The sequence below is a fragment of the Actimicrobium sp. GrIS 1.19 genome (assembly GCF_035984655.1).
Lineage (GTDB): Bacteria > Pseudomonadota > Gammaproteobacteria > Burkholderiales > Burkholderiaceae_D > Actimicrobium.
Window position 1 is genome coordinate 83995 of sequence record NZ_JAXCHT010000018.1, and the last position, 8975, is coordinate 92969.

The 8975-nt window shown below is 56.7% G+C and carries 8 protein-coding genes; 4 read left to right on the forward strand and 4 right to left on the reverse strand.

What is annotated here, in order from left to right; all coding sequences use genetic code 11:
• Positions 1-18: 18 nt before the first annotated feature.
• Both RCH09_RS13555 and RCH09_RS13560 read right to left on the reverse strand, forming a co-directional pair.
• Positions 19-1521, reverse strand: coding sequence for an HDOD domain-containing protein (locus tag RCH09_RS13555; protein ID WP_326941638.1), 1503 nt, complete (start codon positions 1519-1521; stop codon positions 19-21).
• Entirely contained in the window at positions 1521-3227 is a 1707-nt protein-coding gene (locus tag RCH09_RS13560; RefSeq protein ID WP_326941639.1) for a putative bifunctional diguanylate cyclase/phosphodiesterase, read from the reverse strand. The genes RCH09_RS13555 and RCH09_RS13560 overlap by 1 nt, the downstream gene beginning before the upstream one ends.
• Positions 3228-4347: 1120 nt before the next feature.
• Between RCH09_RS13560 and RCH09_RS13565 the strand changes: the two genes are divergently transcribed.
• From RCH09_RS13565 to RCH09_RS13575, 3 genes are all read left to right on the forward strand, one after another.
• Positions 4348-4884: a hypothetical protein gene (locus RCH09_RS13565; RefSeq protein ID WP_326941640.1), complete on the forward strand. Its 537-nt coding sequence runs from the start codon at positions 4348-4350 to the stop codon at positions 4882-4884.
• A gap of 341 nt (positions 4885-5225) precedes the next feature.
• Entirely contained in the window at positions 5226-5408 is a 183-nt protein-coding gene (locus tag RCH09_RS13570) for a hypothetical protein (protein ID WP_326941641.1), read from the forward strand.
• Between the two features lie 186 nt (positions 5409-5594).
• A complete protein-coding gene (locus tag RCH09_RS13575; protein WP_326941642.1) occupies positions 5595-6152 on the forward strand; it encodes a hypothetical protein in 558 nt (185 codons plus the stop codon).
• Between the two features lie 491 nt (positions 6153-6643).
• On the opposite strand, the gene RCH09_RS13580 is transcribed toward RCH09_RS13575, so the two are convergent.
• Both RCH09_RS13580 and RCH09_RS13585 read right to left on the reverse strand, forming a co-directional pair.
• Complete coding sequence (locus RCH09_RS13580; RefSeq protein WP_326941643.1) at positions 6644-7033, reverse strand: hypothetical protein; 390 nt, start codon at positions 7031-7033, stop codon at positions 6644-6646.
• Between the two features lie 99 nt (positions 7034-7132).
• Complete coding sequence (locus tag RCH09_RS13585; protein ID WP_326941644.1) at positions 7133-7753, reverse strand: HAD domain-containing protein; 621 nt, start codon at positions 7751-7753, stop codon at positions 7133-7135.
• On the opposite strand from RCH09_RS13585, the gene RCH09_RS13590 reads away from it, so the two are divergent.
• Positions 7752-8975, forward strand: a 1224-nt coding sequence (locus RCH09_RS13590) for an IS3 family transposase (RefSeq protein ID WP_326941645.1), incomplete at its 3' end; no start/stop codon positions are given. The two genes, RCH09_RS13585 and RCH09_RS13590, sit on opposite strands and share 2 nt — an antisense overlap.

Below are 8975 nucleotides of genomic sequence, written 5' to 3' on the forward strand. Positions count from 1 at the left end.
CCGCGGGTCGGGTCGGCATCAGCGCTGACCGCGCCAACCCATTTCAACCATCCGCTGCGAATCGAGTGCGCGCACCAGCAGCGCGCGAATTTCGTTGAGCGGAGTGACCTCGGCATTGTCGATCTTCGATGATGCGACCGTGACGTCCCAGTCGCCGTACAGGAAGCCCATCGGCAGACGGTTGACGGTCAACGGCATCACCACAAAGCTGCGCGCCGACGGCACCGCATCTTTCCACCAGCGCGGCAGCTTGTTGATGAAGGACGGGTCGCGCGCATTGTCGACGAACACCATCTTGTCGTTGGCCAGGGCGGCGTGGAATACGTCAGGCTGGTAGGCGTCGTCAAACGTCAAGCGCTGCACCACTTCCTGCAGGCCGTTGCCGAGGCACATGCGCGCCACATAGCGCGCATCCTTTTGCACCCGCTGAAATGCTGCGGCGTGACTGAAGCCGAGGCTCTTGAACAGGGTTTCCAGCGCCAGCGACATCATCTGCGCGGTCGATGCGGTCTTGAGCAACTCCTCCATCTCGGCGACGCCGCGACTGAGTAACTGGGCGGCATTGGTGGGCTTGCCATTTTGCAAAACCGAAATTCCCGACCGGGCGGCAACCGCCTTGGCGGAAGGAAGCGCTGGCGCAGCCTCCTCGCCCCCGGTTTTTCGGGCAGTCTGCACCGCCGTCAGCAATTGCGCCGCGTCCACGCCGAGCATGCCTGCGTAGTCCCGGGCAAGCCGTGCCAGCCCCGGCGGCAACACGGTGCTGCCAGGCGCCTCCTTGAACAGCACTTCGGCACAGCGTGATGACATTGTCGACACGGCGGCCAACCAGTCGTTATGGTTCAGCGGCTCGTCCAACACCTTCGGCGCCACATCCGCCAAGGTATCGACCAGCGTCGATGGCAAACCCCATTTCAGCGCGACGGCGCGGCCAACGGCATCCAGTCCGAGACCCAGCAAGCGCCGCGAGGCGGCATCTTCAGCCGCACTGTCTCCGCCGCACTCACGCTGAATGACCTGCCATGTTTCGGATAAATAAAAGGCCACCATCATGCGGCCCAGACCGTGCAGCATCGAACACACCACTGCCTGCTCGGCATCGCGGGCGCTTGCCGCCGAAGCCACTTGCCGGCCGATATGTCCGGCCAGAACGGCCTTTTCCATCTCGTTGCGCGCCATCGACGAATCGGATGACGCAACGGCAAGGCCGTCGACCAGCTTCAACCCCAGCGCCAGATGTCCGATCGACTCGGTGCCCAGCACCATCACCGCTTCCGACACTGTGCTGATGTTCTGGCCAAAGACCGAATACATGGGACTGTTGGCCAGGCGCAAAACCTTTTGCGTCAGGGTCGGGTCGGACAGGACAGTCCGGGTCATGTTGAATTCGTTGGCGTCCTCGCCGCGCATGGCGCCAAGAATGGCGCCGACCACCTTTGAGAATCCGGGTAGATCGCCGCGCTGCCGGACCCGCTGCCAGAGCAGATCGAGTGACTTTTCGGCGTCGACGGCGCGCTCGCTCATCATCGCGTGACGCTGGCCGCGACAAGCTGGGCGTGCTCGGTGCTGGCTGCCCGCAACAACGCCATGGCGGTCTCCGGCATCATTGGATGACCGGTGTAAAAGCCCTGAATCAGGGTGCAGCCCTGGCGTACCAGAAACTGCAATTGTTCGGCGTTCTCCACCCCTTCGGCCACGGTCGACAGGTCGAGGTGGCTCGCCAGGCTGAGGACGACATTGCAAATCGCCGCATCCTTGACCGACTCCGGCAAATCCTGAATGAAGGCGCGATCGATCTTCAGCGTTGAAATCGGGAAGCGTTTCAAATAAGCGAGCGACGAATAACCGGTGCCAAAATCGTCAATCGCGATGCGCACGCCGCGCGCGCTGATCTGGTTGAGCGTCGCCTCGGCGTGGCCGGGATCGGCCATCAGGATGCCCTCGGTAATTTCGAGCAGCAATTGCTCGCCCTCCAGTCCGGCCAGGCTGAGCGCCTCATCCATCATGCCGAGGAACTGGTCGTTGCGGAACTGGCGCGGGCTGACATTGACCGAGACATACAAGGGTCGGCCGGCCGCTTCCTGAAACCGCTTCAGCTGCATGCAAGCCGATTTGAGCGCCCAGGCGCCGAGCAGGTTGATCAGGCCGTTGCTCTCGGCCATGGGAATGAACTGCACCGGCGACACCAGGCCCTGGTCGGGCCGCATCCAGCGCATCAGCGCCTCGTAGCCGCGCACCTGGCGCGTGGTGGCATCGACGATGGGCTGGTAATGCAGACAGAATTCGCCATTGCGCACGGCCTCGAACATGGCCGCTTCCATCGTGACATCGTATTCCTGCTGATTGAATTTCTGCGGACTGTAGACCACGCAGCGGGCCTTGCCGGTTTCCTTGGCACGCATCATCGCCGTATCGGCATGGGTCAACAGCCTGACGTCATCGTCGCCATGCTCGGGATAGGTTGCCGCGCCGATCGAGGCGCCGACGTACAACGTGTGACCCTGAATCTCGAACGGCAGCTGCATGTTGGCGATCATCCGGCGCGCCACGGTCAGGATTTCCGCTTCGCTGATGGCGCCCGGCAGCACGGCGACGAATTCGTCACCGCCGACCCGGGCCAGCGTATCGACATTGCGCAGCGTCTCGCGCAGGCGCTCGCCGGCGACCTTCAGCAGGGTATCGCCGACCAGGTGGCCGAGCGCGTCGTTGACTTTCTTGAAGCGGTCCAGGTCCAGCGCCAGCACCGAAAAGCCGCGCCCGGTGCGCTTGGCCTGTGCGATCGCCATGTGCATGCGATCCGACAGCAGCGCGCGGTTGGGCAAGCCGGTCAAGGCATCGTGCGTGGCCATGTGACGCAAGCGTTCTTCAGTGGCTTGCTGCTCGGTGATATCGCGCCCGACCGCCAGCAGCTCGGTCTTGCCCTTGTCGGTCAGGTAATTGGTGATTTGCAGTTCGAACCACAAGGCCGACTTGCGCGTGTTCAGGCGTACGTTGATTTTGCCCGTGCGGCCCGTCTCGATGGCCTGGGTGATGGCGAGGCTGATAATCAGGCGATCGCTCAAAGGCGCCAGCTCGGACAGAAACCAGCCTACAATCTGCCCGGTGACACCGACGGCGTCGAGCGCACGCAAACTGGCGAACAGGATCTTTCCCTTGTCGTCCAGGCGGAATACTGCGTCACCGGCGGCCTCCATCAAACTGTCCAGAGGTCCTTCGGTGCCAGCTCTCATTGCGTTATTATCTCTTGTAAACATAACAACATTTGTGAGTGAACTAAGCACGACGGTGTCGGCTTCCAAACGGATCCATACAAACGACAGTGTCGCGAGATGGTAACTTCTGCTTCAATGGAACCTTCCTGCAATTGCTGCAAAGCCGCATGCGTATTGCCTTAGCCCCGCATTGTTCATGTGCTGCTTTAAGTCTTGTAACAAATTCTAGTCGGAAAGTTATCAAGAAAATGGCAAAAAGTACATCAAAAGAAAAAAAATCTTGTTAATTTTCGATAAATTTCCCTTTATTGCCGTGATTCCGCCTGAAAGTGCGCCGTGGCCGTCCGTGCCGCGCCCACAAATCTGCAGCGAAACCCCCGGCTGACGTCAGTTGATGTACAGCAGGTCGCGGCAGCCGTTAATGCAGGCGCCTGGCGCCAAACCGCTGCCGCAAATAAAAACGCAGCCTTGCGGGCTGCGTCGGTACGACAAACACGTGGTCAAACCTGGCTCAGAATGGTTATGCGCAGTGAAAAACGTAAACAACGTAGCGAGTGAGTGAGTGATTGACTTCCTAGCGTTTGACCGAGCTGGTACGTAAACCTCTGTAGCTACAAGGCACCGTTGTTTACATTTTTTGGCATGATTTGTGGGAAGCCAACGCTTCCAAGTAGGCCCATCGTGCGTTGAGTAAACTAGTGTAAGGGCGAGAGGGTAGGCCAAGGTAAGCTGGTCGAGACCCTTAGTGCTGGTTATGGTAGTCTGCGGGCCTCGGTAACAAGGTCCGAAATGAAGAAAGCTGCCCGGAGGCAGCCTTCTGGTGTTAATTGTCGGAACGTCGCCCGCAGTATCTCGGTATTCAAAATTCCAAGAATCCTGAGTCGGTATCACTACCGACACCCCGTTCAAGTGAGTAAAACAAATGGCCCCACTCTTGCTACATGCGCCTCACCTTGTTGCCATTACAGCGGGCGCTTCGTCATCAACGACGTATATAGTGTAGCACACCTTGTTCAAAAATGAGTGAGGCAGAGTAAACCGTACGCACATCCCGGTCATAGGGGATAATTGCCACTTAGACATAAATTTAGCGCGGTGTGATGTGTCAGACGAATTCGGATTCTGGACGGTTGATGGCTTGACAACATTTGGCACCATGCCGGGCGGCATACTGCCAGGTATAGCTGACCCCTTGCCCATTAAACTACAAAACGGCGATGCATACTGGGGAGCCGCTCACATCGAAAAGCGCCACGGGAGATGGCTTCAAGAAAATAAACACAGCGCTGCGAGCATGGTGTATCTGAAGCTGACTCAGACCGGGATTGTTTATGCTGCAGGAGATACCAACAAGAGCAAAATACGGTTGACCTTGGCACCGGCAGTCCTTCTTATCTTGAAATACATTCCCAGCGAGCACTTCCTCAGCGTGACGTCACTGTATTTAAAAAAAGACATGCCGGACGGCGACGAACTGGGTCGCTATTACGGCAGTCAACGTGGCCGCGCCCAAGGGCCCCGCCCGGTGCCGGTTTTCGCTGCGCCAAATGCCGCAATCGCCCCCCTGCAAGCCATCATCCAGCCTGCAACACCAGCGGGCAATGCCGTGGCCACGCTGAATACTCCCGCAAGTAATGGCCCAATCATCGTCTACAAGAAACGCCGCAGCATATAAAACCAACCCCGCCTGCATGGCACTGTCGCAGGTCAGCAAACGCCCGGGCCGCAGACCCGGCCAACGGGCAGCCAGCACCGTAGTGGCCTACATGGGCCCTGCGCGGCCCATGCCCCGCGCCAGTTGTCCACGACTCCCGTATTAGGTTCGCGTCGCCGTTTTCATCGATGAGAAGCTAGCGCCTCACTTCCTGAACCGTGCGCTTGACCAGGTGGGCGCCCGCGTGTATGAGTGCGAACTGAGTCCATCTATATCGGCCTCTTTGGGACAGGTCTCAGAACAACGGCAAGAATGGTTACTAGACTTTGTCACAGAAGCCATAAGAAAGGAAAGGCAATAATATGATGTTTCTTGAAAGCCCTTCGCAGTTTGCGCCAGTTTCCAAATGGGAAGCTTGGTCGGAGCGCCTGAAAACGTTCAATCCACATGACACAACCGTTGTTGCAGAGAAGCAACGCGCTGAACGGATAATTGCACGTCATCGCAATCCTCGAGAGATTGCACATAAGGCCATTCCGGATTAAGACGACAAAAAACACTTCGGAGCTTTTTTGCGCCTTGAACAAAGGGGTCTTAAGACTGTCTCGTTCGTGCAACCGGGCCGCAAGCATGTGCGGAGTACTCTAAGGATGGATTGTTTCCGTTGCCTTGACGTATTGGGGCGTAGCCCCCCACTATCCTGAAATAATTATTTTAAAGGTTAGCCGTACATGGAGGTATTCTTCGATTTCATTGGCTGGATTGCCGTAAATATTTTGGTTCCAACGCTAGCACCCATAATATTCCTGTTGCTTCCCAAGATTCCCCGAAAGACTCGGCCGTATGCAAAGGGACTCGTGTTGAAGGCAGTTCAAGATGGACAGCTTTTTTGGGTCACAATTGCTCTGTGCGCGGTGGGCTGCTACGAGTTGTACACTTATGTCCAAACTGGCGTTGAAGGCTTGTGGCATACCGGCGCGATTATCGGCATCGTGTGGTTTGCGGTCTCCAGCCTCGTTTCGATGGTATTGGTTTTGCTCCAGGCTATCGACATCCCTGGTGAAGTCGCGCAGCCCGCTGTCGTGGGGAGCCACGACAGCGGGCTGGTGAGCATATCCGTATGGTTTGTCCTGATGACTGCGGTCACTGTATGTGGTTCGCATTATCTCGCGGCAATCGCAACAAATAATGCTACACTTGATAACGAGGCGAAATGGCAGACTCTTGTTGCTTGTTTGAAAGACAATAAACGTCACAATGCCTGTCCACAAGAAGGAGCAAAGAAATGACCAAAGTTATGCAAATTATGACTGTGCCTGAGGTGCGCCACCGGTTTGCACACCATCTGGGAATTTTCGGGTTGATTGTGGGCGCTGTTGTAGCGACGATGATATCGCTCTTAGCGGTCTTCGCCTGAGATAGCGGCAATTTCTATCGAAATTAGCAAAAAAAGCGGCGTTCAGTGTCGCTTTTGCTGTTTATACGCATATTTTCGAGAGTCGACCGGAGGTACTGCATGTGGCAATTACGATTGCTACTGCGGCCCTATCAACCTCTTCCTGCAAGACTTTCCAGCTATTCCTCCTATCCAGCGGTCCGAAGTCCCAACTGAGCTTGGGTTCAGTTGGGGGAGAATTGTTGGAGTGTCACGTACAGCGCATCGCGGCTCGCTACCCGGAAGTCTCGCTACACGCTCGAATAACCAGTTGCTACCAGTGTGTCGTAGACCGAGCGGTTGGCTTCAGTGAGCCGTTCCGGTTCTGCGCGATAGCCCAGGCGGTCACACAGGAACTGCGCGACAGCACACGAGCGCGAGAAACCACCTTCGCAGTGCACTACGATAGTCTGCACATCCTGCGGCAGCGCTTTGATTGATGAATTCAACAATCTCACGCGCCTGCGCCGCCGTAAACGCCGCAGGCAGTTTCTCGCGGGCCCGAGCGCTGAGGTCCTTCGCGTTGAAATCAACGTCAGCGAATGACAATCGCATCAGATATTCAAATCCCTCCAGCTGCGCCGTGCCCTTATCCGCAGCGGTGATTGAAATCATAGCGACAGACGCCAGCGCTGGAACACGCTGTGCGTCTGCGCGTGACAGCGCGAACACCTGCCTGCCGACGGCAGGCGGGCGGTAGAGTTTGCTGATTACGCTCGTGAGATGGTTGTTCATCCGGTCAATCTACCGCGTGCTATCAATCAAAAGGAAAGTGATGCCTCTGCACTGGCCCCATAGTCGTGGGAGCCGCGGATGGCGGCGGCTAGCCGTTAACTAGCGCAGAGTTGTTCCCAGTGCCCACCGGATGCGCTCTGCGTGGGTAGGCAGCAGTCCAATGTCAACTCGGCACATCACGAGGCGTCCAGCACGGTCATGTTTTGAGCCCGCAAGCCCTGTCCCGCTCAACGTGTCATCGAGGATGACGTAGGGCTCTCCATGATGATGCCGGGCTAGCCAACCATCTACCGCATCGAGCCGGGTCTTACCGGACGCTTGCAATGCCTCCCCCTCAGGATGAAGCCCGTTGGCAAGCCACAGCGCACCGGATGCGCGAAAAAGTGCCTCTATGCTGGAAAGCAGCATCAGACGCAGCCATGATGAGGTTACAACTATCTGAGGATTGAATTCGAACACCAGTGGCTCAAGAACGTCTAGGGCTGGGGGATGCCAAAGAAGTGACAAAAGGTCACTGGGCCATTCCTTTTGAGCCACATCGTAGCCACCATAGGGGCGGTTCAGACAAAAAACATCATCTATGTCGAGCAGGAGCAAGGGACGCATAAGGTGGCTAGTTATAAATGGTTTCGCGGCGCGTGAAGAAGTCTGTTCGCGCTGATCGAAATTTGACCCACCGGGGGTGCGGCGTAAAACTTGGACTACTTGGAGGTAGTTCATGTACTCATACGAAGACCGCATTCGCGCAGTCAAGCTCTTCATCAAGCTCGGGAAACGCACTGGTCCGACCATTCGTCAGTTGGGTTACCCAACAAAAAATGCGCTCAAGCGATGGTATCGGGAATACGAACATGGTCGCGATTTGCAGGTAGGCTATAGGCGCGCATGGCAGAAGTATTCGGCTGAACAGAAACAGGCGGCAGTCGACCATTTCCTAAACCACGATCGCTGCCTTGCTGGAACCATCAAGGCACTTGGATACCCATGCAGTGAAACGCTCAATGGGTGGATTGAGGAACGTCTCCCTGGAGCGCGGAATCGCCTTGTCGGCAAAGCGGCGGGCGTTCAGCATTCGCCGGAGCGCAAACAGGCTGCAGTCATTGAGCTTTACACCAGGCAGATAAGTGCCCTGGCGATTTCTCAAAAGCTGGCAGTTAGCAGGCCGACGTTGTACAAATGGAAAGATCAACTACTTGGTCGTGAGGCTCCCCCATCCATGAAACGCCAGAACGATTCACCGCCAGATTCAGAGCCGACGGAACTGCAGCGGCAAGTCGACTCGCTGCGACGGGATATTCGGCAATTGCAGCTTGAACACGACCTGTTAAAGAAAGCCAATGAACTATTAAAAAAGGGCCTGGGCGTCGACCTTCCGCTCCTGACAAACCGGGAGAAGACGATACTGGTTGACGCCCTGAAACAAATCTACGAGCTCTCGGAACTCCTCGTCGAACTTGGCCTTGCCCGTAGCTCGTACTTTTATCACCGGGCCCGTCTTCGAAGACCTGACAAGTATGCAGATGCGCGGCTTGCCATTACAGATGTCTTCGAGTGCAATCACCGTTGCTATGGTTATCGGCGGATGCGGGCGGCACTTGGCAGACAGCGGATGTTCATCTCTGAGAAAGTCGTGCAACGGCTGATGAGGCAGGAATGCTTGGTCGTTGCAGCTACCAGGCGGCGTCGGTACGGGTCCTACCTTGGAGAAATCAGTCCCGCACCAGAGAATCTCATCAACCGCGACTTCCAGGCTGCGACCCCGAATGAGAAGTGGCTTACCGACATCACCGAGTTCCAGATCCCAGCTGGGAAAGTGTATTTATCGCCCATGATCGACTGCTTCGATGGTTTAGTTATCAGTTGGTCCATCGGCACGCGTCCAGACGCCGACTTGGTGAACACAATGTTGGATGCTGCCATCGAAACGGTGGCCAGCGGCGGT